Source organism: Pseudarthrobacter sp. N5, from assembly GCF_050157035.1.
Lineage (GTDB): Bacteria > Actinomycetota > Actinomycetes > Actinomycetales > Micrococcaceae > Arthrobacter.
In genome coordinates this window covers 3,296,154-3,321,733 of the sequence record NZ_CP189593.1, presented here as the reverse complement: position 1 = coordinate 3,321,733, position 25,580 = coordinate 3,296,154, and the positions used below count along the sequence as shown (strand labels likewise).

Annotated in this window: 26 protein-coding genes, 1 tRNA gene and 1 pseudogene; 17 read left to right on the top strand and 11 right to left on the bottom strand. The window is 63.9% G+C overall.

Annotation, left to right across the window (positions count from 1 at the left end):
• Window positions 1–27: 27 nt before the first annotated feature.
• The 3 genes from ACQCST_RS15945 to ACQCST_RS15935 all read left to right on the top strand — a co-directional run bounded on the left by ACQCST_RS15945 (window position 28) and on the right by ACQCST_RS15935 (window position 3,952).
• Entirely contained in the window at window positions 28–1,458 is a 1,431-nt protein-coding gene (locus ACQCST_RS15945; protein WP_426996705.1) for a gamma-aminobutyraldehyde dehydrogenase, read from the top strand.
• A 112-nt stretch (window positions 1,459–1,570) separates the two neighbouring features.
• Complete coding sequence (gene gabT / locus ACQCST_RS15940) at window positions 1,571–2,926, top strand: 4-aminobutyrate--2-oxoglutarate transaminase (RefSeq protein WP_426996704.1); 1,356 nt, start codon at window positions 1,571–1,573, stop codon at window positions 2,924–2,926.
• A 153-nt stretch (window positions 2,927–3,079) separates the two neighbouring features.
• A complete protein-coding gene (locus ACQCST_RS15935; protein ID WP_426996703.1) occupies window positions 3,080–3,952 on the top strand; it encodes a universal stress protein in 873 nt (290 codons plus the stop codon).
• A 33-nt stretch (window positions 3,953–3,985) separates the two neighbouring features.
• Here ACQCST_RS15935 and rarD read toward each other — a convergent pair whose 3' ends face one another.
• Window positions 3,986–4,921 carry an EamA family transporter RarD gene (gene rarD, locus ACQCST_RS15930; protein WP_426996702.1) on the bottom strand — a complete coding sequence of 312 codons (936 nt, stop codon included), beginning with the start codon at window positions 4,919–4,921 and terminating at the stop codon, window positions 3,986–3,988.
• A gap of 465 nt (window positions 4,922–5,386) precedes the next feature.
• Here rarD and ACQCST_RS15925 point away from each other — a divergent pair, with 465 nt between their 5' ends.
• The 7 genes from ACQCST_RS15925 (at window position 5,387) to ACQCST_RS15895 (ending at window position 14,025) form a co-directional block, all read left to right on the top strand.
• Entirely contained in the window at window positions 5,387–6,844 is a 1,458-nt protein-coding gene (locus tag ACQCST_RS15925) for an FAD-dependent oxidoreductase (RefSeq protein WP_426996701.1), read from the top strand.
• 101 nt (window positions 6,845–6,945) lie between these two features.
• Window positions 6,946–8,322, top strand: coding sequence for a GAF domain-containing protein (locus ACQCST_RS15920; RefSeq protein WP_426996700.1), 1,377 nt, complete (start codon window positions 6,946–6,948; stop codon window positions 8,320–8,322).
• 371 nt (window positions 8,323–8,693) lie between these two features.
• Window positions 8,694–10,217, top strand: a complete 1,524-nt coding sequence (gene exaC / locus ACQCST_RS15915; RefSeq protein ID WP_426996699.1) for an acetaldehyde dehydrogenase ExaC — start codon at window positions 8,694–8,696, stop codon at window positions 10,215–10,217.
• Window positions 10,218–10,284: 67 nt separating this feature from the next.
• Window positions 10,285–11,307: an alcohol dehydrogenase AdhP gene (gene adhP, locus ACQCST_RS15910; protein ID WP_426996698.1), complete on the top strand. Its 1,023-nt coding sequence runs from the start codon at window positions 10,285–10,287 to the stop codon at window positions 11,305–11,307.
• Entirely contained in the window at window positions 11,307–11,714 is a 408-nt protein-coding gene (locus ACQCST_RS15905) for a DUF779 domain-containing protein (protein ID WP_426996697.1), read from the top strand. Before adhP ends, ACQCST_RS15905 begins: the two co-directional genes overlap by 1 nt.
• Before the next feature lie 147 nt (window positions 11,715–11,861).
• Window positions 11,862–13,394 (top strand): amino acid permease, encoded by a 1,533-nt coding sequence (locus tag ACQCST_RS15900; protein ID WP_426996696.1) that lies wholly within the window; start codon window positions 11,862–11,864, stop codon window positions 13,392–13,394.
• Between the two features lie 25 nt (window positions 13,395–13,419).
• Entirely contained in the window at window positions 13,420–14,025 is a 606-nt protein-coding gene (locus ACQCST_RS15895) for a TetR/AcrR family transcriptional regulator (RefSeq protein WP_426996695.1), read from the top strand.
• A gap of 22 nt (window positions 14,026–14,047) precedes the next feature.
• Here the strand turns inward: ACQCST_RS15895 and ACQCST_RS15890 are convergent, their stop codons facing one another.
• The 4 genes from ACQCST_RS15890 to ACQCST_RS15875 all read right to left on the bottom strand — a co-directional run bounded on the left by ACQCST_RS15890 (window position 14,048) and on the right by ACQCST_RS15875 (window position 17,674).
• Window positions 14,048–14,683, bottom strand: a complete 636-nt coding sequence (locus ACQCST_RS15890) for a DUF2461 domain-containing protein (protein WP_426996694.1) — start codon at window positions 14,681–14,683, stop codon at window positions 14,048–14,050.
• A gap of 135 nt (window positions 14,684–14,818) precedes the next feature.
• Window positions 14,819–16,318 carry a catalase gene (locus ACQCST_RS15885; RefSeq protein ID WP_426996693.1) on the bottom strand — a complete coding sequence of 500 codons (1,500 nt, stop codon included), beginning with the start codon at window positions 16,316–16,318 and terminating at the stop codon, window positions 14,819–14,821.
• Window positions 16,319–16,336: 18 nt separating this feature from the next.
• Entirely contained in the window at window positions 16,337–16,810 is a 474-nt protein-coding gene (locus ACQCST_RS15880) for a Fur family transcriptional regulator (protein WP_426996692.1), read from the bottom strand.
• A gap of 30 nt (window positions 16,811–16,840) precedes the next feature.
• Window positions 16,841–17,674: a hypothetical protein gene (locus ACQCST_RS15875; RefSeq protein WP_426996691.1), complete on the bottom strand. Its 834-nt coding sequence runs from the start codon at window positions 17,672–17,674 to the stop codon at window positions 16,841–16,843.
• Window positions 17,675–17,786: 112 nt separating this feature from the next.
• On the opposite strand from ACQCST_RS15875, the gene ACQCST_RS15870 reads away from it, so the two are divergent.
• The 3 genes and pseudogenes from ACQCST_RS15870 (at window position 17,787) to htpX (ending at window position 18,983) form a co-directional block, all read left to right on the top strand.
• Entirely contained in the window at window positions 17,787–17,948 is a 162-nt protein-coding gene (locus tag ACQCST_RS15870; protein ID WP_426996690.1) for a hypothetical protein, read from the top strand.
• A pseudogene (locus ACQCST_RS15865) lies at window positions 17,905–18,069 on the top strand (MFS transporter); the annotation flags it as partial. The gene ACQCST_RS15870 and the pseudogene ACQCST_RS15865, both read left to right, overlap by 44 nt.
• Window positions 18,070–18,116: 47 nt before the next feature.
• Window positions 18,117–18,983 (top strand): zinc metalloprotease HtpX, encoded by an 867-nt coding sequence (htpX, locus tag ACQCST_RS15860; protein WP_426996689.1) that lies wholly within the window; start codon window positions 18,117–18,119, stop codon window positions 18,981–18,983.
• Window positions 18,984–19,131: 148 nt separating this feature from the next.
• Here htpX and ACQCST_RS15855 read toward each other — a convergent pair whose 3' ends face one another.
• Window positions 19,132–19,623, bottom strand: a complete 492-nt coding sequence (locus ACQCST_RS15855; protein ID WP_426996688.1) for a YajQ family cyclic di-GMP-binding protein — start codon at window positions 19,621–19,623, stop codon at window positions 19,132–19,134.
• Window positions 19,624–19,813: 190 nt separating this feature from the next.
• Between ACQCST_RS15855 and ACQCST_RS15850 the strand changes: the two genes are divergently transcribed.
• Window positions 19,814–20,044, top strand: a complete 231-nt coding sequence (locus ACQCST_RS15850) for a hypothetical protein (RefSeq protein WP_426996687.1) — start codon at window positions 19,814–19,816, stop codon at window positions 20,042–20,044.
• A 148-nt stretch (window positions 20,045–20,192) separates the two neighbouring features.
• Window positions 20,193–20,274 (top strand) — tRNA-Tyr (locus ACQCST_RS15845).
• 100 nt (window positions 20,275–20,374) lie between these two features.
• Here the strand turns inward: ACQCST_RS15845 and ACQCST_RS15840 are convergent.
• Window positions 20,375–21,307, bottom strand: coding sequence for a LysM peptidoglycan-binding domain-containing protein (locus tag ACQCST_RS15840; protein WP_426996686.1), 933 nt, complete (start codon window positions 21,305–21,307; stop codon window positions 20,375–20,377).
• A gap of 515 nt (window positions 21,308–21,822) precedes the next feature.
• Window positions 21,823–22,044, bottom strand: coding sequence for a hypothetical protein (locus ACQCST_RS15835; protein ID WP_426996685.1), 222 nt, complete (start codon window positions 22,042–22,044; stop codon window positions 21,823–21,825).
• Window positions 22,045–22,197: 153 nt separating this feature from the next.
• Here ACQCST_RS15835 and ACQCST_RS15830 point away from each other — a divergent pair, with 153 nt between their 5' ends.
• Complete coding sequence (locus tag ACQCST_RS15830) at window positions 22,198–22,743, top strand: acyl-CoA thioesterase (RefSeq protein ID WP_426996684.1); 546 nt, start codon at window positions 22,198–22,200, stop codon at window positions 22,741–22,743.
• 32 nt (window positions 22,744–22,775) lie between these two features.
• Here ACQCST_RS15830 and ACQCST_RS15825 read toward each other — a convergent pair whose 3' ends face one another.
• Window positions 22,776–23,576, bottom strand: a complete 801-nt coding sequence (locus ACQCST_RS15825; protein WP_426996682.1) for an ABC transporter permease subunit — start codon at window positions 23,574–23,576, stop codon at window positions 22,776–22,778.
• Complete coding sequence (locus ACQCST_RS15820; protein ID WP_426996681.1) at window positions 23,573–24,550, bottom strand: ABC transporter ATP-binding protein; 978 nt, start codon at window positions 24,548–24,550, stop codon at window positions 23,573–23,575. The genes ACQCST_RS15825 and ACQCST_RS15820 overlap by 4 nt, the downstream gene beginning before the upstream one ends.
• 182 nt (window positions 24,551–24,732) lie before the next feature.
• Here ACQCST_RS15820 and trxA point away from each other — a divergent pair, with 182 nt between their 5' ends.
• A complete protein-coding gene (gene trxA / locus ACQCST_RS15815) occupies window positions 24,733–25,146 on the top strand; it encodes a thioredoxin (RefSeq protein ID WP_426996680.1) in 414 nt (137 codons plus the stop codon).
• Between the two features lie 97 nt (window positions 25,147–25,243).
• Here trxA and ACQCST_RS15810 read toward each other — a convergent pair whose 3' ends face one another.
• Window positions 25,244–25,522 (bottom strand): putative quinol monooxygenase, encoded by a 279-nt coding sequence (locus ACQCST_RS15810; RefSeq protein ID WP_426996679.1) that lies wholly within the window; start codon window positions 25,520–25,522, stop codon window positions 25,244–25,246.
• Window positions 25,523–25,580 lie beyond the last annotated feature (58 nt).

The following is a 25,580-nucleotide window of genomic DNA, read 5'->3' as shown; positions in this document are numbered from 1 at the left end:
AGGTGCGCAGGAAAGAGGTTGTACACCGTGGTTCAAACCTTGCAGAACTTCATCAACGGCGAGTTCGTCACCCCCGCCGGTACCGGACTGCTTGACATCGTGAATCCCACCAACGGTGAAGTGGTGGCCACGTCGCCCATTTCCGTTGAAGCGGACATCGACTCCGCCATGACCGCCGCCAAGGATGCGTTCAGGAGCTGGAAGCACACCACTCCTGCCCAGCGGCAGCTGATGCTGCTCAAGCTTGCCGATGCAGTGGAAGCGAACAGCGATGAGCTCGTCGAGGCCCAGCACCGCAACACCGGCCAGGTCCGGAGCCTCATCGCCTCCGAGGAAGTGGCCGCCGGCGCCGATCAGCTGCGGTTCTTCGCCGGTGCCGCCCGCATCCTTGAAGGCAAGTCTGCCGGCGAGTACTTCGAGGGTCACACTTCCTACGTACGCCGCGAGCCGATCGGCGTTGTGGCGCAGGTGGCCCCGTGGAACTACCCGTTCCTGATGGCCATCTGGAAGATCGGCCCGGCCCTGGCCGCCGGCAATACCGTGGTCCTCAAGCCTTCGGACACCACCCCGGAATCCACCCTGGTCCTGGCGAAGCTGGCCAAGGACATCTTCCCGGCCGGCGTTCTGAACGTTGTCCTGGGCACCGGTGCAACCGGTGCGCTCATGGTGGAGCACAAAGTGCCCGGCCTGGTCTCCATCACCGGCTCCGTCCGGGCCGGCATCGCCGTCGCGTCCGGGGCCGCCAAAGGGCTCAAGCGCGCCCACCTGGAGCTCGGAGGCAAGGCCCCGGCCATCGTGTTCAAGGACGCCGACATCAAAAAGAGCGCAGCGGCCATTGCCGAGTTCGCGTTCTTCAACGCCGGCCAGGACTGCACCGCCATCACCCGGGTGCTGGTCCAGGACGAAGTGCACGACGACGTCGTGGCAGCCATGGTGGAACACACCAAGACCCTGCACACCGGCTCGCAGAACGATGAAGACAACTACTTCGGTCCGCTGAACAACGTCAACCACTTCAACGCCGTCAACGCCGTTGTGGAGTCGCTGCCGGAAAACTGCCACATCGAAACCGGCGGCCGTCGGGCCGGGGACAAGGGCTTCTTCTTTGAGGCCACCATCATCACCGGAGCGAAACAGACAGACAGCGTGGTCCAGCAGGAAACCTTCGGCCCGGTCATCACCGTGCAGAAGTTCAGCACCGAGGAAGAGGCCGTGGAACTGGCCAACGACGTCGAATACGCCCTCGCGTCCAGCGTCTGGACCACGGACCACGGCACGGCCATGCGCGTGAGCCGCGATCTGGACTTCGGGGCCGTCTGGATCAACACCCACATCCTGCTCGCCGCGGAGATGCCGCACGGCGGCTTCAAGCAGTCGGGCTATGGCAAGGACCTCTCGATGTACGGCGTCGAGGACTACACGCGCATCAAGCACGTGATGAGCGCGCTTGACGCCTAACTAACTCAGTCGCGTAACTCAGATGCATAACCCCCACGCATAGAACCCCGTCCCTCCCGGTGGTCGAGCTTGTCCAGACCCAGACCGGTCACAGATCCAGAAAGGCAGTCCCATGACTACAACCGCGAATGAAATAACCTACCGTCTCGAGCAGAAACGCCGAGTCCAGGCGGACTTCCCGGGTCCCAAATCCGTGGCTCTGACCGAGCGCCGCAAGGCTGTTGTCGCTGCCGGCGTTGCCTCCAGCGTTCCGGTGTTTGTTGCCGACGCCGACGGCGGCATCATCCACGACGTCGACGGCAACTCCTTCATTGACCTGGGTTCAGGCATCGCGGTGACCAGCGTCGGCGCGTCAGATCCCGCCGTCGTCGGCGCCGTGAAGGAAGCCGTGGAGCACTTCACCCACACCTGTTTTATGGTCACCCCGTACGAAGGCTATGTGGCCGTCGCCGAGCTGCTGAACCGCCTCACCCCCGGCGACCACGAGAAGCGAACGGTGCTGTTCAACTCCGGCGCCGAAGCGGTGGAAAACGCCGTCAAGGTGGCCCGCCTGGCCACCGGCCGTGACGCCGTCGTCGCTTTTGACCACGCCTACCACGGCCGCACCAACCTGACCATGGCGCTGACCGCGAAGGCCATGCCGTACAAGACCAACTTCGGCCCGTTTGCGCCCGAGGTCTACCGCATGCCCATGAGCTACCCGTTCCGTGAGGAAAACCCGGCAATCACCGGCGCCGAGGCTGCCAAACGCGCCATCACCATGATCGAGAAGCAGATCGGCGGCGACCAGGTTGCCGCGATCATCATCGAACCCATCCAGGGCGAGGGCGGCTTCATCGTCCCGGCCGACGGTTTCCTGCCGGCACTGGCCGAATGGGCCAAGGACAAGGGTGTTGTGTTCATCGCCGACGAGGTCCAGTCCGGCTTCTGCCGCACCGGCGAATGGTTCGCGGTCAACCACGAGGGTGTTGTCCCGGACATCATCACCATGGCCAAGGGCATCGCCGGCGGCATGCCGCTGTCCGCGATCACCGGACGTGCGGAACTGCTCGACGCCGTCCACCCCGGCGGCTTGGGCGGCACCTACGGCGGCAACCCGGTGGCCTGTGCTGCAGCGCTAGCCGCAATCGGCTCCATGGAGGAATATGACCTCAACGCCCGGGCCCGCCACATCGAGGAAATTGCCGTAGCGCGCCTGCGCACCTTGGCACAGGAGGTCTCCGTGATCGGCGACATCCGTGGCCGCGGCGCCATGCTGGCCATTGAGCTGGTCAAGGCCGGGACCAACGAACCGGATGCCGAGCTCACCAAGGCCGTAGCCGCTGCGTGCCTCAAGGAGGGTGTCATCATCCTCACGTGCGGAACCTACGGCAATGTCATCCGGCTGCTGCCCCCGCTGGTCATCGGCGACGAGCTGCTCAACGACGGCCTCGACGTGCTTGCCGCGGCCATCAGGGGCAACGCCTAACCGTTTTCGGCTGGCCCTTCCGGTCTGTGTTTGCGCGGGTAGAGTCATCCCTACCACTGTACAAATACCACTGGACCAACGCAGACCGGCCGGCGCTGCCCGGGAAGCCCTGGCAGCGCCGGCTTCTGCATCAAGCCCAAAGAGGGGTCTTACATGCGATATGTAGTTGGCTACACACCCAACGAACGAGGCGCGGATGCCGTCGCTCTGGCCTCAGCCATGGCCGGGGCCCAGGGCGCACACCTGGACCTCATCTACGTGGTGGACCGGCACTCGCCCCACGTCGCGTCAAACCCCGAGGGCAGTGGGGTCAGCGCGGCCGAACAGGAAGTCCTGACAGCTCGGCGGAAGGGCCTGGCCCTCGTTCCGGAAGACATCGGCGTCGAGTTCCACGTCCGCAACGCCCACTCCTTTGCTGCGGGCCTCATCGATGTCGCTGTTGAAAGCAAGGCCGGGCTGATTGTGGTGGGCGCCGCCAACAACGGCCTCTTCAAGCGGTACAGTGTGGGCAGTGTGGCCAACGCCCTCCTCCATGCTTCTCCCGTGCCGGTGGCGTTGGCTCCCCGCGGTTACCGCCGCACGGACCCCATTTCACGGCTGACCCTGGCTGTGGGGCAGCGGGGCGGTGCCGACGCCGCTATCGATACCGCCATCGGTGCCGCCAACCGCCGCGGCGTCCCGCTGCGCCTGGTCTCGCTGCTGGAACTCGACGGCGAAGGGGACAGCGGCGAGGCAATTAACGCCGCGCATATCCATGCCAACACTGTCCTGTCAGAAGCCGCGCACCGGCTGCCCGAAGGCCATCAGGTCTCGGTGGCAGTGGCGCACGGGCGGACCTTCGAGGAAGCGATTGACGACCTCGAATGGGACGACGGCGAAATCATGATCATCGGCTCATCACGCCTGGCCGAGAAGAACAGGCTGTTTATCGGCAGCACCGCCAACAAGATGCTGCGGGCCCTGCCGGTGCCCATGGTGGTTGTACCGCGCGATTACGTGCGAGTGGACTCGATGCCGGAGACCTGAGCCGCCGCACCTCATTCTTCCAGGTCAGCGTCTTCAGACTGCAGTTGCCCGCTTGCTGCGTTTGGCCAGCTTCCGGGCAAGCGAGTTCTTCCGGGCGTTCCGGAGCATGTCCGCGGTGAGGACCAGGAGCGCCAGCCAGACAATACTGAAACCGATCCAGCGGTCCGTGGTCATGGCTTCCCGGAAAACTGCGAGTGCCACGATGAACTGCAGCAGCGGGGCGAAGTACTGGAGAAGGCCGATGGTGGTCATGGGCAGCCTGCGGGCTGAGGCGCCGAAGAACAGCAGCGGCACGGCAGTGATGACTCCCGAGGCCACCAGGAGCCAGAAATGTGATGAGCCGTTGGCCGCCAGGGTGGCTGTGCCGCTGAGGGCGAGGAAAATCATGGTTGCGGCGGCCAGCGGGGCCAGCACAACGGTCTCCACCATGAGGCTCGAAACGGCGTCAACCTTCGGGCCCACGCGCTTCTTGACGAAGCCGTAGAGTCCGAAACTGAACGCCAGTGTCAGTGCGATCCACGGCAGCTTGCCATAGGAAATGGTGAGCACCACCACCGCGACAAAACCGATTCCGACGGCGGCCCACTGCAGCGGACGGAGTGTCTCCTTCAGGACAAACACACCGAGCAAGACGGAAACCAGCGGGTTGATGAAGTACCCCAGCGAGGCCTCAACTGCCTGGCCGGTGGTCACGCCATAGGTGTAGGTCAGCCAGTTCACGGCAATGAGCCCGGCAGCGAGGGACAGCGTGCCAAAAACAGAGCGGTCCCTGAACGCAGCCCCGAGCACCCGCCAGGACCGGGTCAAGGTGATCAGCAGCGTGCAGAACAGCAGTGACCACACCACGCGGTTGGCCACGATTTCGACGGCTCCGGCGGGCTGCAGCGCAAAGAAGTACAGGGGGAGCAGCCCCCACAGCCCATAGGCGCCGATTCCGAACATGATGCCCGCCGTCGACTCCTGGTCCACTGCTTTGAGAGTCTGAGGTTTGCCGGGCGAGGGGCGGGCCGGTGCGGGGGCACCTGACACAGCTGCGGCAGCTGAGGTTAAGGATCCGTCGGGGGTAGGCACAAGATCAATAACACCACCGCTGGGGTGGCTATTCCAGCCCCGCCGGTGTGATGTTGCCCTGAGCAGGAAGATCCCGTGGCCGATCGTGCGCCGCTGCGGAGGTAAGGGCAGGAGTTTCCTGACGTTACCGCCGAGTTTTGGTACGTTTGCTGCCCCGTTGGACCGGCAGCCCAGGAGTCGGATCCAGTCGCTGCCGGTGCAGCTGATGCAGGGGTCGGACATATTGCTGTACCAGCGGGTGTTCGCCGGGCGTTTTATGTGACTCCGGCCATGATCGGCGGCTGTTCCGGGCCCGGACATTTAGAATAAGGAACTGTGCGCTGACTCATCCGGCGCACTCTCCACGTTCCAGAAGGGCTCCCGGTGTCCAACTCAGCCGAAACCACCCCCAAACGTCCTCTTCGCGTTGCCATTGTGGGCGCCGGACCGGCCGGTGTCTACGCTGCGGACATCCTGACCAAATCCAACGAGGTCAAGGGCGGCGACTTCGAGGTCAGCATTGACCTCTTCGAGGCATATCCGGCGCCGTACGGACTCATCCGCTACGGCGTGGCTCCTGACCATCCCCGCATCAAGGGAATCGTGAACGCGCTGCACAAGGTCCTGGACCGCGGCGATATCCGCTTCCTGGGCAACGTCACCTATGGCCGGGACCTGACGCTCCATGACTTCCGGGCTTTCTACGACGCTGTGATCTTCTCCACCGGCGCCATCAAGGATGCAGACCTCAACCTCCCCGGAGTCGAACTGGATGGATCCTTCGGCGGCGCGGACTTTGTATCCTGGTACGACGGCCATCCCGACGTCCCCCGCGACTGGCCGCTGGACGCCAAGGAAATCGCGGTGATCGGCAACGGAAATGTAGCCCTGGATGTGGCGCGCATGCTGGTCAAGCACGCGGACGAGCTGCTGACCACTGAGATCCCGGACAACGTGTACAACGGTCTGAAGAACTCCCCCGTCACGGACGTGCACGTCTTTGGCCGCCGCGGACCCGCGCAGGTGAAGTTCACGCCGCTGGAGCTGCGCGAACTGAGCCATGCCCAGGACGTGGACATCGTGCTGTACCCGGAGGATTTCGAGTTCGATGAAGCCTCCGATGAGGCCATCCGCAGCAACAACCAGATCAAGACCATGGTGAACACCATGACCAACTGGCTGGTGGAAGAGCACGCCGAAGCCGAGGAGCCGTCCTCCCGCCGCCTCCACCTGCACTTCCTGCACAGTCCGGTGGAAATCTACAGCGACGAAACCTCCGACGCGGGCAACCCGTCTGCGTCCCGCAGGGTGGCCGGCATCAGGTTTGAACGCATGCAGCTGGACGGCACCGGCAACGTCAAGGGCACGGGGGAATTCATCAACTACCCCGTCCAGGCCGTGTACCGTGCCATCGGCTACCACGGCTCCCCGTTGGACGAACTCGAATACGATCCCGAGCGTGGCGTCATTCCCAATGAAGGCGGCCGCGTTCTGGACGCGGAAGGCAATCCGGTACCCGGCATCTACGCCACCGGCTGGATCAAGCGCGGACCCGTGGGCCTGATCGGCCACACCAAAGGCGATGCCCTGGAAACCATCGGATTCCTGCTGGAGGACCGGCTGACCCTGCCGCCGGCGCAGAACCCGGACCCACAGGCCATCATTCATCTGCTGGACGAGCGCGGCATCGAATACACCACCTGGGAAGGCTGGAACAAGCTCAATGCGCATGAAGCAGCCCTAGGTGAGGCATGGTCTGAAGCACAGGCCGGCACCGGTGTTGTGCGCGAACGCATCAAGGTTGTGCCGCGCGAAGAAATGACCGGCATCTCCCGCGGCTAAGTCCGCCTCTGGCGGAGTTCCGGGGACGTCGTTAGACTGGGCGGCACGGGGCAGCTGTGGTTAATCGCTGCGCCCGGAACAATCCGGCACCTGGGAGTTCAATGAAGAACGTGATCCACCCGGCGGTCCTTGGAAGAGAAGCCGCGGAGCTTGTCCAGCGGCGTGCCCTGGCAGGCCATGAGCAGCTGGACAGCCAGCTGGAAGACCGGGATCTCCACGGGGCCCAGGAAATTCCAGGACTGCGGCGCCTGATCCGGGAGTCGTGGCGGCGTTCAGTTCAGCTTCATGCCAACCCGGACAACCCCGAAGCGCCCCTGGCCATGGACCGGGAAGAGCTTGAGGAATACCGGCGCCAGCATCCGCTCGCGGCCATCATGCCGGTCATTCACAAACTGCTGATTCAGCCCAGCCATGACAGCGGGCTGCTCGTGGCCGTGGGCGATGAGGTGGGACGGCTCCTTTGGGTGGAGGGCGACCCCGTCATGCAGCGCCGTGCCGAAGGCATGATGTTCGTGCCGGGCGCCGACTGGTCTGAAGCCACGGTGGGCACCAGCGCCCCCGGCACCGCTCTGGCACTGGGGCGCGGCCTCCAGATCTCCGGGGCCGAACACTACAAACGCTCCGTCCACCCATGGAGCTGTACGGCTGTCCCGTTCCATGACCCGGATTCCGGTGCGTTGCTGGGCGTTGTGGACATTACGGGTACCGCGTCCGCGGTGGCCCCGCACACTTTGTCCCTCGTGGAGGCGACAGTCGCTGCGGCGCAGGCGCAGCTGCGCGTGGAGCGGCTCCAGCTGGCGGCTGCCCAGCTGCGGCTACCGGACCGACGGCGGAGTGCCGGTTCCGCGGCCAGGTCAGGATCCGCTTCGGAAAGCCGCCTGTACCGCAACAGCCTCCAGCTGCTGGGCCGGGACCAGGCGCTCCTGAGCATCGAGGGCCGCACAGTCCCTTTGTCCGCAAGGCACAGCGAAATCCTGGCGCTGCTCAGTACCCACCCGGACGGACTCACGGCCGAGCAACTCACGGTGTTGATCTACCCCGGCGACGGTTCCAGCATGACGCTGCGGGCCGAAATGGTGCGCCTGCGCAAAGTCCTCCGGCAGCTGAACCCCGCTGCCGTGCCGGCATCCCGCCCGTACAGACTGACCATGGATCTGGTCCCGGACACGGGCCAGGTGCTGAGCTGCCTGCAGCGCGGTGCCCACCGGATCGCCCTGGAGATCTACCGCGGGGCGGTGCTGCCGCGTTCGGAAGCGCCCGGCATCGTGGAACTCCGGGATCGGGTCTCCTCGCTGATGCGGGAAGCCGTCCTGACGGACGGCAGCGCAGAGTCCCTGCTGAAGTATGCGGAACTCCCCGAGGCCAGGGACGACGTCGGGGTCCGGACTGTGGCGTTGAAACTGCTGCCGGCGCGCTCGCCCAAGCGGGCCGCCGTCGTCGCCGATCTGGAACGGCTGGAAGCCGAACTTGGCGCGTGAAGCCCGCGGCGCCGCACTGTAACTCACCACAGCGACGACTCACCGCAGCGACGACGGAAGGAAGCACTGTGCCAGCCACCATCGGGGAATTCAACCGGGGCCTTGACGGAAACGTTGCCGAGGTTGCCAAGAAGCTTGAGCCGCTGATAGGGCGCGGGCTGCCCAGTTCAACGATCCGGGCGACCTGAAGCCGGCATCCAAGCAGCTGCAGTAGCTGCGCGGTAGTCGTCGCAAGGCCGCCCGTCAGGACATGGAACGTGAGCTGACTCACATGGTTGCAACCTGGCTGCAACCTTCCCGCACCTACGCTGAGTGCAACGGCTTCCGCAACCATCGTGCGGTCACCGATTTGCACAGCAAAGGAGCTAGCAATGACTGTCTATGCACAGCCCGGTACCGCGGGTTCGAAGGTCACTTTCAAGGACCGCTATGAGAACTGGATCGGCGGCGAATGGGTGGCACCCGTCAAGGGCCAGTACTTCGAAAACATCACCCCCGTCACCGGCAAGGCCTTCTGCGAAGTTGCCCGCGGCACGGCTGAGGACATCGAACTGGCGCTCGATGCCGCCCACAAGATCGCCCCCTCCTGGGGCAAGACCTCCGTGGCCGAGCGCGCCGCCATCCTGAACAGGATCGCCGACCGGATCGACGAGAACCTGGAGCTCCTGGCCGTCGCTGAATCGTGGGACAACGGCAAACCGATCCGCGAAACGCTCAACGCGGACATCCCGCTGGCCGCCGACCACTTCCGCTACTTTGCCAGCGCCGTCCGTGCCCAGGAGGGCCGGCTGTCCCAGCTCGACGACGACACCACCGCGTACCACTACCACGAGCCCCTCGGTGTGGTGGGTCAGATCATCCCTTGGAACTTCCCCATCCTGATGGCGGTCTGGAAGCTGGCCCCCGCCCTTGCCGCGGGCAACGCCGTGGTGCTCAAACCCGCAGAGCAGACGCCGGCATCCATCCTGGTGCTGATGGAGCTCATCGGCGACATCCTCCCTGCTGGCGTCCTCAACGTGGTCAACGGCTTCGGCGTGGAAGCCGGAAAGCCCCTGGCCTCCAGCCCGCGGATCCGCAAGATCGCCTTCACCGGCGAGACGTCCACCGGCCGGCTGATCAGCCAGTACGCCAGCCAGAACCTCATTCCGGTCACGCTGGAGCTCGGCGGCAAGAGCCCCAACATCTTCTTCAACGACGTTGCCGACTCCGACGACGCGTTCTACGACAAGGCGCAGGAAGGCTTCGCGCTCTTCGCCTTCAACCAGGGCGAAGTCTGCACCTGCCCGTCCCGCGCCCTGGTCCAGGAAGACATCTACGATTCCTTCATGGCCGACGCCGTCGCCCGCGTGGAAAAGATCATCCAGGGCAACCCTCTGGACACCGAAACCCAGCTAGGGGCCCAGGCCTCCAACGACCAGCTGGAAAAGATCCTCTCCTACATCGACATCGGCAAGCAGGAAGGCGCCAAGGTACTTACCGGCGGTGCCCGCGCCCAGCTTGAGGGTGACCTGGCCGGGGGCTACTACGTCCAACCCACCGTCTTCGAAGGCCACAACAAGATGCGGATCTTCCAGGAGGAAATCTTCGGTCCCGTGGTCTCCGTGGCCCGCTTCACCGACTATAACGACGCCATGGAAATCGCCAACGACACCCTCTACGGCCTCGGCGCCGGTGTCTGGTCCCGCAACGGCAACGTGGCCTACCGTGCCGGCCGCGAGATCCAGGCCGGCCGCGTCTGGGTCAACAACTACCACGCCTACCCGGCCGGCGCCGCGTTCGGCGGGTACAAGTCCTCCGGCATCGGACGTGAAAACCACTCCATGATGCTGGACCACTACCAGCAGACCAAGAACCTCCTGGTCAGCTACAACGAAAACAAGCTCGGCTTCTTCTAAGCCGATCCTGGAGCACCACCACGCATTTTCCGCAGTACCAGGCACCAACGACGCAAGGATTTCGCCAATGATGACGACAATGCACGCAGCCGTAGTAACCGAATTCGGCAAGGACCTTCAGATCCAGGCCCTTCCCATTCCCACCCCGGGCCGCGGTGAGGCCCTGGTGAAGGTGATCACCACCGGTGTCTGTCACACCGACCTCCACGCGGCCGAGGGCGACTGGCCGGTCAAGCCGTCACCGCCGTTCGTCCCCGGCCACGAGGGCGTGGGCGAAGTGGTTGCCCTTGGCGAAGGCGTCACCGACCTTGCTGTCGGGGACCTCGTGGGCAATGCCTGGCTCTGGTCCGCCTGCGGCGACTGCCAGTACTGCCGGACCGGCTGGGAAACGTTGTGCGAAGCACAGCAGAATGCCGGGTACAGCGTTGACGGCTCCTTCGGGGAGTACATGCTGGTGGACACCCGCTTCGCGGCCCGTATTCCTGCCGGTTCGGATCCCGTGGAGGTCGCCCCGGTGCTTTGCGCCGGTGTCACCGTCTACAAGGGCCTGAAGATGACCGAGGCCAGGCCAGGCCAGTGGGTCACCATTTCCGGCATCGGCGGGCTCGGGCACATCGCGGTCCAGTACGCGGTTGCCATGGGCCTGCGGGTCGCCGCGGTGGACATCGCCGACGACAAGCTCGCCTTGGCGAAGAAGCACGGTGCGGAGCTGACCGTCAACGCCCTGCACGAGGACCCCGTGGAGGTCATCCAGCGGGAAACCGGCGGCTCCCACGGCGTGCTGGTCACGGCCGTGCACCCGTCGGCATTCGGCCAGGCGATCGGCATGGCCCGCCGCGGCGGAACCATCGTGTTCAACGGGCTCCCGCCGGGCGACTTCCCGGCGCCGATCTTCGAGATCGTGCTCAAGGGCCTGACGGTCCGCGGTTCCATCGTGGGAACGCGGCAGGACCTTGAGGAAGCCCTCGAGTTCTACGCGGAGGGCAAGATCCACCCCACCGTCTCGACCCGGGAGCTCTCCGAAGTCAACGCCGTTCTTGACGAGATGAAGCACGGCAAGATCGACGGCCGCGTCGTCATCAAGTACTGATGCCACAGGCGAGGCTTGATGCCGCAGTGACGCTGCCCGGGGAGGAGATCTCCCGGGTGGCGCTCACCGCCGAGGCCGTGGAGCTGCTCAGGAAACTGTGGATCCAGCACGGGCCCCTGATGTTCCACCAGTCGGGCGGCTGCTGCGACGGTTCCTCGCCCATGTGCTATCCGGCGGGGGAGTTCATCACCGCAGACGCAGACGTTCTCCTTGGGCTGTTCGACATCGCTGATGGAGTGGAACCCCAGCCCGTCGAGTTTTGGATGTCCAGGGAACAGTTCAGCTACTGGAGCCACACCCACCTGACCGTGGATGTTGTTCCCGGGAGGGGCAGCGGCTTTTCGGTGGAGGCGCCGGAAGGCAAACGTTTCCTGATCCGTTCCACCCTGATGGACTGGCCGGTCTGACCCCTGTAGGACCTGCTGAGACGCCCTCCGGACTGACACCAGCCCGGAGGGCGTCTCAGTATGCGGGACAATTAGTACCGTCCACTGGATGGACATTACTGTTGATAAGTCTGTTTCCAACACGCAATCAGGATTGTGGAACTACTTATGAACCTTCTCCGGACCAAATCAATCGAGCAGTCAATGGCCGACGCCGATGAACCCGGACGCAGGCTGAAGCGGTCGCTCAGCAGCTGGGACCTGATGATCATGGGCGTCGCCGTTGCTGTCGGCGCGGGTATCTTCTCCGTCGGAGCCAAAGCCGCCGCCAACTTCGCCGGCCCTGCCGTGACCGTTTCCTTTGCCGTCGCCGCAGTCACCTGCGCACTGGCGATCATGTGCTACGCCGAGTTCGCCACGGCTATCCCTGTTGCCGGCTCCGCGTACGTCTTCACTTACGCCACCATGGGGGAGGTCCTGGCCTGGATCATTGGCTGGAACCTCATTTTGGAGCTGTTCACGGCTGCGGCTGTGATCGCCAAGTACTGGGGAATCTACCTCAGCAAGGTTTTTGCACTGACAGGCCTTGACGTTCCTGCGTCTGTGTCCCTTGGCGGCGTCGAGGTCTACTGGGGTGCGCTTCTGATCGTTGCAGTTTTTACCATGCTGCTGGTACTTGGAACGAAGCTCTCGGCCCGCGTTGGCAACGTTTTCACCCTGATAAAGGTCGCCGTGGTGCTCTTTGTCATCATTGTGGGCTTCACCTATGTGAAGTTCGAAAACTACAGTCCGTTTGTGCCGGCCTCGGAACCGGCCGCAGCGGGCGGGTCCGCCGATGTACTGAAGCAGTCCTTCTTCGGTTTCCTCACGGGTGCAGTCCCGGCGCAGTACGGCACGCTGGGCGTGTTCGCCGGTGCGGCCCTGGTCTTTTTCGCGTTCATCGGCTTCGACGTTGTTGCTACCTCGGCGGAGGAGGTCAAAAACCCGCAGAAGACCCTTCCCCGCGGAATCTTCGGTGGTCTGGCCGTGGTTACCGTGTTGTACATTCTGGTGTCCCTTGCCCTGACGGGCATGGTGTCCTACACCGAGCTGGCACAGGCCAAGAATCCCACCCTGACAACAGCCTTCGAAGCTGTGGGCAACACTGACGCCGCCAAGATCATCGCCTTCGGTTCGCTGATCGGCCTCACCACGGTGATTATGGTGCTGCTGATGGGCCTCGCCCGGGTGGTCCTTGCGATGAGCCGCGACGGACTGCTGCCGCGATCGCTGTCCAAGACCAGCGACAAACGTTCGACGCCGGTGCGCCTGCAGATCATCTGCGGCGCCGCCGTAGCGCTGGTGGCCGGCCTGACCGAAGTAGACCTCCTGGAAGAAATGATCAACATCGGTACGCTGTCGGCGTTTGTCATGGTGAGCCTGGGCATCCTGGTGCTGCGGAAGAAGCGTCCGGATCTCAAGCCGGCGTTCCGGGTGCCGTTCGGCAAGGTGCTGCCTGTGGTTTCCGCGGCGCTTTGCCTGTACCTGATGACCAACCTGGCAGTGCAGACGTGGATCTTCTTTGCCATCTGGCTAGTGATCGGCCTGGTCATCTACTTCGCCTACGGTCAGCGCCACTCCCGGCTCAACGAGAAATTCGCCGAAGCGCGGGTTGCCGTCAACGGGGCCGGGGCCGACGAGGAAGTCCTCGCCAAGATCTGACCGCCGGGCCGAATAAGATGTAGGCATGGGTCGCCCAGCAAAACCGGAACGCAAGGCAGAACTGCTGTCCGCGATTCTGGATTACCTCATGGACAAAACGCTGGCCGAACTGACCTTCCGGAGCCTGGCGGACGGTCTGGGCATCAGCAGTTATGTGCTGGTGTACCACTTCGGTAACCGCGAGCAGCTGGTGAACGAGATCATCCGCTCCATCGAGTCCAGGCTGGACAGCATGCGCAACACCGACGTCCGGGACATCGACAGGGAAGCCTGGAAGTCGTTCCTGCTGGAGTCCTGGCAATGGACCATGGCCCAGCGCAACCGCCATCTCGCCCGGCTCGAGTTTGAGGCCACCGCCCAGGACATCGTTGCCGCCGCACCCCGGGGAACCTCGCAGGAGCACTTCCGGATGCTGCACGAAAAGGCCAGGGATTGGCTGGTGGTGCAGGGTATACGCGAAGAGTTCGCGGATACCGACGCCCGCCTGTTCACCTCCACGTTCTACGGCCTCCAGTTCGACTTTGTGGTGATGAACCAGCCCGAAGAAGCCACCATGGCCTTCGAGCTGATGCTAACGGTCTTCTTCGAAAATCTTGACCACCGGCTTCTCACGGACGGCCAACACCTCTGATCATGACCTGCCATGCGTCACCTCAGGGTGCGGCATGCCTGCCCACCCAGTCCACGAGCGGACGAAGCTCCTCCCACAGCAGTGCAATCTCCTGCGCGGCGGATGCCGTTGACAGCCAGTCCGGCTGGCCCAGGGTAACGCTGGCGGATAGTGATTTGTGCTTCAGGAGTTCGGCCCGCGGATGATCCCGGGCGAAGCCCCGGGGTACGGTCTTAAGTTTTTCGCCCTCCACTGCGAATCCGGCTGCGGTGATGGCGTGCACAATCCGCTGCAGGGACTCGCCTGTACCCGCGGCGTCTACAGAGTTCCGGTAGCGCCCCAGCTGCGCCGGTGAATGCGAATGGCAGCCGCCGCCCACCAGCAGGCCATCGGCGCTGAGCTGGAGGTAGTAACCCATGCCTTCCTGGAACGAGGCAAATGCACCCTGGGCGGTTTTGTAGGGTGACTTGTCTTGCGAAAACCGGATATCGCGGTTGGGACGGAAGATCTTGCCGGGGCCGAACCGCGGCTCAAGATCGTCCAGCAAGGCAATCAGCGGTTCCTTGACGGACTCGTCGTAGGTGGACCTGTGTTCCAGCCACCAGGCCCGGTTGTTGTTGTTCTCCAGCTGCGCGTAAAAACCGATGGCAGCGGAGGGGATGCCGCGGAATGTGTCCATGCAGCGATCATAGGGAGGCAAGGCCCGCGTAGGCCAGAGCGCCGAACCGTTATGTGGAAAACAAGAGCACCCCGCCACGGAGAACCGTGACGGGGTGCTGCGGTGTCCCGGAAGGACCGCCGTCAGAAAAACAAATCAGCCGATTTTATTGGCTGCTTCGGCGTCGGAGTCCGTTGAGGCTGCACCGAGGTTGGCGCGCAGCTTGGCGCCGAGCTCGGAATCCACATTGGTCCAGTACTGGATGGCGCGTTCCTTGATGCCGGCGTTCTTCACGCCGCCCACGGCGCCACTGATGGTGTCCAGCAGACGGGCCTTGGCGCCGTCGTCGAACACCTCGCGGTACAGGGTGCCGGCCTGGACGAAGTCGCCGTCCTCAGCGTGCAGGGAGTGCGCAGAGAGCGTCAGCTCGCCGTCGTTCTCCCAGCCTCCGCCCGCAACAGCCGGCTCAACAGCAGCCGGGCCACCGAAGGAGTTCGGTGCGTAGACCGGAACGGACGGGGCGTTGAAATGGAAACGCCCGGCGCCGTCCTGGCTGTAGTTGTTGACCTGGTTGATGGGCTGGTTCACCGGGATCTGGGCATGGTTGGTGCCCACGCGGTAGCGGTGTGCGTCCGCGTAGGAGAAGATGCGGGCCTGCAGCATCTTGTCCGGCGAAGCGGCGATGCCCGGCACGAAGTTCGACGGCGCAAACGTGGCCTGCTCGATCTGCGAGAAGTAGTTCTCCGGGTTCTTGTTCAGCTCCATGGTGCCCACGTGGATCAGCGGGTAGTCAGAGTGCGGCCACACCTTGGTGAGGTCGAACGGGTTGAAGCGGTAGGTCTTGGCATCCTCGTAAGGCATGACCTGGACGTGCAGTTCCCAGGAGGGAAGGTTGCCGGTGGCAATGTTTTCCTGGAGATCGCGGATGTAGAAGTCGGCGTCGGAGCCGGCCAGCTCTTCTGCCTGGTCACCGCTCATGCTCTGGACGCCCTGGTTGGAGCGGAAATGGTACTTGACCCAGAATCGCTCACCCTCGGCGTTGATCCACTGGTAGGTGTGAGAGCCATAGCCCTGCATTTCGCGCCAGGATGCCGGCAGGCCGCGGTCGCCCATGAGCCAGGTGACCTGGTGTGCGGATTCGGGGGACAGCGTCCAGAAGTCCCACTGCATGTCGGCATCGCGCAGATGGGTGCCCGGGAGGCGCTTCTGGGAGTGGATGAAGTCCGGGAACTTGATGCCGTCGCGGATGAAGAACACCGGGGTGTTGTTGCCGACGAGGTCGTAGTTGCCTTCGGAGGTGTAGAACTTGATGGCGAAGCCGCGGGGGTCACGCCAGGTGTCCGGGGAACCCGCTTCGCCGGCAACGGAGGAGAAACGGATCAGCATGTCCGTCTCGACGCCGGGCTGGAAGAGGGCTGCCTTGGTGTACTTCGAAACATCCGCGGAAGTCTTGAAGGTACCGAAAGCGCCGCCGCCCTTGGCGTGGACCACGCGCTCCGGCACACGCTCGCGGTTGAACTGGGCGAGCTTTTCCACCAGGTAGTGGTCGGTCAGAATGATGGCACCGTCAGCACCGACGGACTGTGCGTGTGCGTCGGAAGGGACGGGGGCGCCCGACTGGGTAGTCGAGATGGGCGCAGAGATGTTCGCAGTCATCTTTCTCCTATTTCTTGATTACTTGTTAGTTACGTTCGGCAGGAAGTTTTGGGTCCGCTGACAGTCCTGGCAGACGCCCTGGTACATCACGTCTGCAATCTGGATGGTCATTGGTTTTGAGTTCTTATCCCAGTGCGGGGTCAGGCAGGGCGCATGTCCCACGGCGCAATCCACGTCCTCAACCCGGCCGCAGCTGATGCAGATGGCGTGGTGGTGGTTGTCGCCCACCCTGGTTTCGTACAGTGCGGGGGAGTGAGGCGGCTCGAAGCGCCGCAGCATCTGGAGATCGGTGAGATCGCCGAGCACTACGTAGACGGACTGGGCAGTCAGCTCGGGAAGTTCCGCACGCGCAGCGGCAAGGATGCTTTCTGCCGGAGAATGCGGATGATGTTCGACGGCGGCCAGCACCGCCAGCCGCTGTTTGGTCACCCGGCGGCCGTGGGCGCGCAGGGCGGCAGCCCATGCTTCCTGGCCGCCGCGATGTTCCGTCATGACTCCATTGAAGCACTTATTGTGACTACTTCACAATAAGGCTGCATTAATTTCCGGTGAACGAAGCAAAAATTCCAATGGATTGAGGTCCTCGCCTGCCGAGCGTCCCAGTGCATGCACTTCGAGCCTGCCGCCACCTTCCGCGCCACCTTTAGCGCCAGAGTCCGGCACCACACAGCTGAGGCCGCGGACGCTGGGCTGGCCTGCCAGGTTCTGGATTGCGGCTGCCAGCGCCAGCAGCTCCAGCGGCATCACCTCTGAGATGGCGCCAATCCGCCTTTCCGGGGTCAGCACCATGTGGTGCGGACCGGCTGGATTTCCGGGTGCCCCACTGCGGACTCCGGGAAACAGAGCGGAGCGGGACGCCGTGTCAGGTGCTGCGGTGTCCTGTGCTGGGGTATCAGGTGCAGGGGTGTCCGGTGTTGGGGTGAGGGCGGCGTCAGCGGCGCGTCGCAGTTCCCGGCGCAGACCGCCGTCGTACTTCCTGAGATCCTCGGGCGGGACCGGAAGCCGGCGCTGGGCGGGCAGCCGGAGCTGGGCGCCCGGGGCGATCGATTCACCGTCCCAGCGCCCGAACAGGTGGAAAGTGGGTGTGGAGGACTCGGCTTCAGGCTCGCCGATGGCCGCTCCGAGCGGGTGCCATTGATGCGCAAAAACCATGGTCAGGCTCCGGACCCCAAGCACCTCAACGAGTGCCTGCCGTGCCGCATTGTGGCAGAGCAGCCAGTCAGCAGCCGAACGGTGATCGAAGGCCGTGGCCGGGTTGCTCAGCCGGATCAGGAGGTGGCCTGCGGTCAGGGCCGTGCGCGGCCGTGCCACTTCCCACAGGGCAGAAGCGAAAAGAAGCCGTCTGGACAATCCCATGTGCTCACCCCTTCCCCCGCCCGAGGATACCAAGCGGTACGGGGTTCCGGCTACCGGGGCGCCCCGGCCTCCGGCACCCAATACTGTCTGCGGGCGCCGCTAGAGTGACGTGGTGGCAAAACGTCTGGCCGGCATGACTCCGCTGCGTAAAAGCCCGGCATTCCGCCGGCTCTGGCTGGGATCGGCCGTCTCCAACGAGGGAAGCCAGCTCACCCTGGTGGTGCTGGCCGGGCGGTCCCAAGGTAGGGGACATGCTGGCCGGTGGCGGCACTAAACTGCTGAGTGAGGGCTGGGTTCTGCTCTTGGGAGGCGGGCTCTGCATCGCGGTGGCATGGCTGGTTTCCCGCTGGCAGTCCGGGTTCCTGACGTACGACGCCCCGAATCCGGTTCCGTAACAGGTTCCGCAATTGGTCCCTGCGGGGCAACTTCTCTTGGAGGCACGGTGCACAAGCATTACAACGGGTTGAAGACCACAGCGCTTTTCGGTGTCCTCTGGGCGGTTCTCCTGGGCTTGGGAGGCCTGATCGGTGTCAGCACCCGCAGCGCCGCACCCATCTGGATCATGGCGCTGATCGGAGTGGGCACCACCGCGTACGGTTACTGGAACAGCGACAAAATCGCCATCGGCTCCATGCAGGCCTACCCCGTGACCGAGTCCGAGGCGCCGCAACTGCACCAGATTGTGCGGGAGCTCTCGGTCCGCGCCAACCAGCCCATGCCGCGGATCTATGTGTCACCCACCATGGCACCGAACGCTTTCGCCACTGGACGCAATCCCAAGAACGCCGCCGTGTGCTGCACGCAGGGAATCCTGCAGCTGCTGGATACGCGGGAGCTCCGCGGCGTCTTGGGGCACGAGCTGATCCACGTCTACAACCGCGACATCCTGACGTCCTCTGTTGCCGCTGCCGTGGCCGGTGTAATCACCTCGGTGGGCCAGATGCTGCTGTTCTTTGGCGGCGACCGCCGCAATTCCAACCCCATCGGCATGCTGGCCATGGCACTGCTGGCACCCTTTGCGGCCTCGCTGATCCAGCTGGCCATCTCCCGCACCAGGGAGTACGACGCCGACGAGGACGGTTCGGAGCTCACCGGTGATCCGCTGGCACTCGCCTCAGCACTGCGAAAGATTGAGCAGGGCGTCCGGATGGTGCCGCTGCCGCAGGAACAGCAGCTGGTCAACACCTCGCACCTCATGATCGCCAATCCGTTCCGGGGCGGCGTCATGACCAAACTGTTCGCCACGCACCCGCCCATGAAGGAACGCATTGCCCGCCTGGAGCGGATGGCGGGCCGGCCGCTCAGCTGAGCGCCGCCGTCGTGCGTTCCATCCTGGCGAGGCGCGTTATGCCCGGCGAGGCGCGTTATGCCTGGCGACGCAAAAAAGGGCCGGCGACTCTGGAATTCCAGTGTCGCCAGCCCTTTCCCGGGTCGAGAGACCGTTTGTTCGTCGAAATCTAGCTGCGGAAGTTCACAAACTGGAGGTCGGCTTCGTCGAAGTTCTTCAGGAGCGCCATGGTGTCCTGGAGGTCGTCGCGGGATTTGGAGGTCACGCGGAGTTCGTCGCCCTGGATCTGGGACTTGACGGACTTGGGGCCTTCGTCGCGGATGAGCTTGTTGATCTTCTTGGCCAGGTCCTGGGCGATGCCCTCTTTGATGGTGGTCTCCAGACGGAATTCCTTCCCTGACGCATAGGGCTCGCCGGTGTCCAGGGACTTCAGTGAGATGCCGCGCCGGATCATCTTGGACTGCAGGACGTCCAGAACGGCCAGGACACGCTCTTCCGAGTTTGCCTTCATGAGGATATTCTCGCCGCTGAAATCAACCTCGGCGCCAACGCCCTTAAAGTCGTAGCGCTGGACGAGTTCCTTCTGCGCCTGGTTCAGCGCGTTGGCAACTTCCTGCTTGTCTACTTTGCTTACGACGTCGAATGTGGATTCGCCTGCCATGACTCTCCTTATGCTGATGGGTCTTCGCCCGGACAGGGCGGGGATGTCTGCATTCCAGACTAGTACGGATGGGCCGGATGTGAAGCTGTCACGGCTTTCACAGTTCACTCATAGCGGACGCATGGCGGGAACGAAGTTTGGGCGGCCAAAGTTGTAGCAGTTGGTAAGCCGCTCCGAAAGGGAAAAGCATATGCACCGCAAGGCCGTCCGTTATGTCACCAAGACCACTGCCGCCGCCACATCAGTTGCCGCGGCCGCGATGGCCGCCTCCATCATCCTCAGCCCTGTCGCCGATGCCTCCTCGCGGATGGACGGTGTGCACTCGGATCTGCTCCGAGCCGTGCACCTGAACCAGATCACGGAGGATCAAGCGGCCGGGTTTGAAGCAAAACTGGCCGGCCGGATCCTCGGAGAAGCCTGATTTTCCGGGCTTTTTGACGAGTTCTTGCCCCGATTCGATTCTTAGGCAGAAGTTCTGTAAAGTTGTCTTGCCCGCGGTTACTGGAAGCGGAACGGATGGAAACAGACGTTCTTCGAAGGAAGCCGCGAGTGATCTTCTTATGAAGTTCGGCAGATTACCCGAGCGGCCAAAGGGGGCTGACTGTAAATCAGCTGGCAACGCCTACGGGGGTTCGAATCCCTCATCTGCCACCCTTGGAAAAGCCTCCGAAACCACCAGGTTTCGGAGGCTTTTTCGTGTCTGCGCGCCGGCGGCCGCGGCGCACAAGCGATCTCAACGGTTACGATTTGTCTAGTTCAATGCGATCAGGAGCATCTGGCTGGTGCCCGGGATACAGGTCTGCAGGATCGCCCTGGGGAAGCCGCCGAACAAGGCGGCGACATTGTTGGTGGTGCCGGGGTTGGGGACCTGTCCGCGGCCGGTCACGATGTACGTTCCGTAACCGGGAATGCTCACGGTCTCGCCGACGCCGATACCCGAGAATCGCGCCCACCCTCCGCAGAAGTCGTGCTCGGTGATGAACAGTGAGTAGCCGTCATTCGGCGTGAAGTGAATGGGCCCGATGCAGCTGTCCACCAAGGCCTGGCCTCCGGCGCCCGCCACGTAGATAGTGCGCACATACGGTGTGGCTGCCTCGGCGGCGGGTACCGCAGCGGCCGGAGCAGGTACCGCGGAGGTAGGCGCGGCGGGCTGGATCTCGACGGCCGGCCCTGTCAGCTTCAGTGTCTGGCCGGGGAAGATGACAGTGTAGGCCCCGAGTCCGTTCGCAGTCAGCACGGCGTTTGTGTCGAGGCCGAAGCGCGCAGCGATTGAAGCCACGGTGTCCCCTGCGGCCACCGTGTAGGAGTTTGAGGCAGGCACCGCACCTTCGGCGGGCGCCGGTGCCCGCGGTGCCCCGGCAGGCGCTGGCTGGGGAGGATTATTTGCCGGGGCTGCCGCAACAGGTACCTCCGGCTGGCTGGCCTCGGGTTCAGCCGCGACCTCGGCCGCGACGGCAGGCGCCGGGTTGGTCGCAGTGGCGGACGGGGACTGGGAGACCTGCGTCGTCATTGCAGCGACGGAGTGGTCCACCGTCGTGATGACAGCAGTGGCAGCGACGGCAGCGAGCACCGTACCTGCGATCAGGACGGCCTTGAATTTGTTGGCGATCGGACGGCTTTTGGCACCGGAAGTGAAAGAGAGGCTTCCGCCCTTTTCAGGGCTCGTGTAATCCTGCTGATCCATCGGTATCCCCCGGATATCGGTGCTGAGGGTCGACCGGAGGGAAGGCCCAGGGCGGTGATGGGCAGGCACGGGGCAGCACTCAGTATGCTAATTACGAGGTGCACTGCACATAAACATGAGACGAATACGACAGATGACTAATCATTTGTCGGCCCTAGGAATATCGAGTTTATGAATTGTGGGATACATTCCGCACGAGTAGGCGTTACCTGACTCTTGTCCAGGGAATACTTGCACGCTCGGCGGTCGTACTCGGTTGCCCAGGAAGAACACTTGTTTCCTCGCGGTCGAGACCTGCGGAGCGCCCGGGCCCCCGTATTGCGTGGCCGGTACTTGTTAACGGGCAGGGCTGCCGGATGAGGGCAGGCACGGGACAGTGCAGCGGGCTCGGCTCGGGGTGCCTCGCCGACGGTACGGTCAATGTTCGGGCGGGCTAATACAGCTAGGCCGAGCGCCGGGCGGACCGCCGCTTGCGGGTTCAGCCCGCCGCTTGCGGGTTCAGCCCGCCCGTGGTCTCAGGAGCGGGCGTTTTCCAGCCAGTACCCGTCCTGATGGTGCACGAGGCGCCGGCCAAGTCCGCCGAGCAGCTGAACCCAGATGGTGCTGCGGTCCTCTGTCATGCCGTCCAGGGTCCCCACGATCCGGCGGCCCCTGCTGTCTGCAAGGATCAGCTCCTGGTTGAGGGGCAGCTCGGGCCAAAGGCCGCTTGGTGCTGCAACGGTTTCGGTTGTACTCACACGGACTCCTTGCTCGCCGCTGACGTTGTATTTGTGACATTGTGCTGGGAGGGAATGAACTGCCGGTGAACGCAGCCACAACGTTGGGAACAGCAGCGGATGCCCAGGCGGGGGCGGCTTCCACTTCAAGTTACTCATGGGTAATATTGCTTTATGCACCTGCTTCTGCGCACCCTCATGATGCTGTTCACCTCGGCCCGGCGCTCGCCCCTGAGCATCTGGGACACGTCATCCCTACCCCTGCGGGTCCTCCCCACGGACATCGACATCGCCATGCACGTCAACAACGGCATGTACTTCTCGCTGATGGATCTGGGCCGCTTCGACCTCATGGTTCGCAGCGGCGTCTGGAAAAAGATGCGCGGGAGCGGCTGGAGTCCGGTGGCCGCCGGCGAGACCATCGCCTTCCGGAAATCCCTGCAACTGTGGCAGCGGTACACCATCGAGTCCAAGATCATCGGGCTGGATGCCAAAGCCATCTATTTTGAGCAGCGGATGGTGGTGGACGGCGAAATCTACGCACGCGCCTACATTGCCACCCGGTTGGTCAGCCGGGGTAAGCCGGTCAGCCAGGAGGAGATCCTGCGCGAATTCGGCGAACCGCCTGCCGACCTGGAGCTGCCTGAGTGGATCCACGAGTGGCGCGAGACGAACGCGTTGCCGGGTGCCCGACGGCCGGCCCCGCACGGCTGGGCCTAGCCGGTCCCCGCACGGCGAGGACAAAAGCCAAACTACGCGCCGACGTCGCGCCGGTGCAGAGTTACGGCGCTCAGTGCCACCAGCGCTGCCGAGGTGCCCCACAGCCATCCGGCGGCGGCCCAGTCGGCACCGTTGGCCACCGGCGAGTTGCCGTACGCCCAATGGTAGGGACTCAGCTTAAGGAGCCACTCGACCTCCGCACTCTGACGGCCCACGGCGTTGAACACATAACCCAGCACGCCGACGGCGGCGCCGGCAGCCAGGCCATAGGTACGCCGGCCGGACAGGGCCCCCGCAAACAGGGCCGCCGTTCCGCTGAGCAGCGCCAGTCCCGCGAACAATACCGACGCGCCGAACAGGTATTCGGGTGTAATCCCGAGCTGGGCGGAATCGTTCAGTAGCCGCACCAGGACAAACACGACGGCGGCCAGCAGGACCACTCGCAGCAGCAGCGCCAGCGCCCGTTCCAGCACCACCTGGACTCGGGTAACGTCGTGGGCGAGCGTCAGCTCCAGCTGACCAGATTCCTCGTCTCCGCCTACGGCGGCAGCGCCCCACGCCACAGATGCGATGGTCATCAGCAGGAAACCGATCAGCCCGAAGAGGGTGCCTTGGGTATAGCCGGGACCGGTGGCGATCTGGTCGTAGTTAAGTGCCTTGGTCATTTCCGGCGGCAGGGCATTGATCATGTCCTGCATCTGCGCGCTGCCGCCAATGGACGGGTACAGCGGCAAATACAGGAAGATGGCGGCGGCGAGACCAGCAGCCCAAGCCGCCGTGGAACGCCAGGAATCCACAAGCGCCCTGCGGAAAAGGGGGAGTGACTTGCTCACTGCCGGCCGCCCTTACCGCCGAGGGTGCCGTACATCTTCAGCACCGATTCCTCCAGATCCGGCTCCTCCAGCACCAGATCTGTCAGGTGCAGCGAGGCCAGTGTCTGAATCAGCGGCTGGATGGCACCTTCCAGCGTGGCCGAAAGCTCGACAACGCCGTCCGTCACCAGCACCTCAAGATGCCCGATGCCGGGTACCCGGCTGAGCAGCGCACCGGCGTCGTGCGGGTCAATTCCGGTGGCGCTCAAGCGCAGATGCCGCACCGCGCTTTCACGGAGTTCGTCCACGGAGGCGACCGTGACTAACTGGCCGTCGCGCAAAATGGCCACGGTGTCCGCCGCCTGCTGGATCTCGCTGAGCACATGCGAACTCAGGAACACCGTCTGGCCCTGCTCAGCTGCTTCACGGACCATTGCATGGAACTCCTGCTGCACCAGCGGGTCCAGGCCGCTGGTGGGCTCATCGAGGACCAGGAGCTCGGGATCGTGCATAAAAGCCTGCACCAGGCCCAGCTTCTGCTTGTTGCCTTTGGAGAGCTTGCGGGTGTGGCGGTCCAGATCCAGGTCCAGCCGTTCTGCCAGCGCATCGATCCGGCCTCGCTTCACGGGACCGCTGATCGCCACGTAGTGGGAGAGGAGCTTGCGTCCGCTGATCCGGCCTTCCAGAAACAGCTCGCCCGGCAGGTAGCCAATCCTGCGACGTAGCTCGGGCCCTGCCGTCCGGGGATCCTCACCCAACACCCGGGACGAACCGGAGGTGGGTCGGATGATGTCCAGCAGGCACCGCATGGTGGTGGTCTTCCCGGCTCCATTGGGCCCGATCACGCCGAATACAGATCCGCGCTCTACCTCGAAGCCGATGCCGTGCAGCACCTCCCGGTTCCCGAATTTCTTGGTCAGCCCGGTGACGGTGATGGCTGAGGTGCCCTTGCGCACTGGCAGGCGCGTGCGCTTATTCCCCGCTTCGCGGCTCATGGAGAACAGCGTAGGCCCGCGCCCGGTACAAGTAAACGATGCCGCACGGCCTGGTGGGTGGCACGGGCGGGCGGCCTCCTGCCGGGGCTGCCCGCCGTCGTTCGCTTATTCCCACTCACGCGTGGAGCGAACAAACAGCCTCCGGGCGGGACTTCCAGGGTGCGCTCGCGTACCGTGGAACCATGGCTACAGTTGACATATCAGGTGAACAGTTCGCAACTACCATCGAGGGCAACGACATTGTTCTGGTGGACTTCTGGGCTGCGTGGTGTGGCCCGTGCCGTCAATTCGCCCCCACCTACTCGGCCGTCTCCGAGAAACACCAGGATGTTGTCTTCGCGAAGGTGGATACCGAGGCTGAGCAACAGCTCGCCGCGGAGGCCGGCATTACCTCGATCCCCACCCTGATGGCGTTCCGCGAAAAGGTGCTGGTGTTCTCCCAGCCGGGTGCTCTCAACGCCCAGCAGCTGGAGCAGGTCATCGACGCCGTGAAGGCCCTGGACATGGAAGAAGTCCACGCCCACGTGGCGCGCTCGCAGGCCGAGGCCGCAGCGTCCGCAAACAAGCAGGACGGCACCCAACTCCCGGAGGCCTAACTCTCCTCCAGCAGCAACGCGGGGTCACTTACGGCCCATTAACCAGTGGTTGATGGGCTGTAAGTGACCCCGCGTTGTTTGTCTAAAGAGGGAATCCTCAGACCCGCTCGAGCTTCACCGGTTCGGCCAGAAGTGCGCTCAAGGACTCGTTCAGGTCCTGGACGGCCGTGCCCTTGGAATGCCTGGCCAGGTCTTCCTCTGAAGACCACTGCTCGGTCAGCATCAGCTTCTCCTCAGTTGCCTCGGTGAGCTCGTAGCGGATGCAGCCGGGCTCGTTCACCACCTCGTCGATGGCGATTTCGAGGGCGAGCTTCACGCGGAAGAATTCGCCGTCGTTGGGGATGAACGTGGCCAGCAGGTCAATGGGTGCACTCATGGATTTCACAATACCGGGCGCCGCACCCCTGCTGGCTCTGTTTCCGCCGGACACCCTT